General features: G+C 70.5%; 1 protein-coding gene. It reads right to left on the bottom strand.

Going from position 1 to position 1,619, the window contains the following annotated elements; genetic code table 11:
- The coding region (locus RMO81_RS14945; RefSeq protein ID WP_310476722.1) for a PD-(D/E)XK nuclease family protein at window positions 1-1,619 on the bottom strand (1,619 nt) is incomplete at both ends.

The raw sequence follows: 1,619 nt of genomic DNA, 5'->3' as shown, positions 1-1,619 counted from the left end.
CGCCAGCAGATAGTGCGCCACCAATTGCTCGGCCCGGATCAGCGCCCGTGTGACATGATCGGGCACATCGGCGCCCTTGCCCAGCGGCGTATGGCGCTTGCCCGGTTCCTTGCGCCCGCCCTTCAACTGCCAATATTCAATGGACCCCGCCGTCCCGCCCGGCACCGGCTGGCCATCGCGGCTCAATCCGCCGGTCAACGCAATCCCCAGCCCCAGTGCCAGTTGGTTGGCCTCCAGCGCCTTTACCCGTGTGCCTGATGGCGGCGTGCCGGTCTTGTAGTCGATCACGCGCAGATTGCCGTCGCCATCACGGTCGAGCCGGTCGATGCGGCCGCTCAGCGTCACGCCGCCCGCCAGTTCCAGCTCGCCCTTCACTTCGGCCAGCATCTGCGTCCAGCCAGCATCTTCCTCGTTCAATATCTGCTGTCCGGTCCAGGCCAGCGCCCGCTGGATGCGCGGCACCCAGGCGGCGGCGAGCAGCGGGAAATGCGAGGTGGCGCTGCGCAGCACTTCGGCGGTGATCTGCTCCAGCTGCGGCAAGCTGCCGTGGCGGGCGGCCACCCATTTGTCGAGCACCTCGTGGGCCAGATTGCCGCGCATCATCGCGGTCGGATCCTGATCGAGCGGATCCAGCTTGCGCAGCTTCAGGATATGCTTGGCGTGGAAGGCAAAGGGATCGGCGATCAGCGTGTCGATCTCGGTAATGCTGATGCGGCGCGGGCGAAGGGCCAGCGCCGGGTTGGGCCGCGGCTGCGGCGCCGGCTGTGGCCCGCCGCTGGCACCATCCAGTGCGCGAGCAATCAGGATCAGATCGGCGCGGCGCGGCAGCACATCAGCGCCGGCGCGTTCAAATTGCGCCACCAGCCGCAACCACAGCCGCGACGCCACCTGCGGGCCACCGGCATCACGGCGGGCGCGGGTGATCAGCACGCGTTTGGCGCTGGCCGCGCGCAGGAAATCCTGCGCCGCAAGGCCCTGCGCCCGCGCCGTGCCGGGCAGGCCAAGTGCGCGGCGGATGGCCGGGGCCAGCCACGGATCGGGCGACGGGCGGCCGGGCCAGGTCGCTTCATTCAGGCCGGCCAGCACCAGCGTATCGGCGCGGGTCAACTGCGCTTCAACCGGGCCCAGGATGGCCAGGCGCGGATGGCCCTGCCCCGGCACCCGCACGCTGCTGCCGGCCATCAGCGTGGCCAGCAACGCCGGGGCTTCATCAGGGCGCAGGCTGCCGAACAGGGCGCCATTCTGCTCGATATCGGCCACCAGCGCCGCCAGTTGCCGCCCGTCGGGCCCGGCCCAGGCGCCATCGCCGGCCAGCGCCGTCACGCACAAGCGCAAGGCCGCCATCAGATCGGGCAGGGTGATCGCGCGGCCCTGGCGCAGGCGATCCAGCGGTTCCAGTGCAGGGGCCACATTGTTCCACCAGCCCATCAGCCTGACGCGGTGACGGGCATGCCGGCCGTTTGCATCAAGCAGCCAGCGGTCCAGCCCGGCGCCGGCGCCATCAAGGCCAGGCGCGGGCCGCACCCCACGCAGGGCGATATCGGCAAGGCGCACCCCAGCGGCAAAGCCTGTGTCGTCGCTGCGCACCAGCTTGTGCTTCAACACGGCCAGCAGCCGCG

The organism is Sandarakinorhabdus sp., from assembly GCF_031422795.1.
Lineage (GTDB): Bacteria > Pseudomonadota > Alphaproteobacteria > Sphingomonadales > Sphingomonadaceae > Sandarakinorhabdus.
The sequence above is the reverse complement of the archived record's forward strand: the minus strand, read 5'-3'. Positions and strand labels throughout refer to the sequence as shown.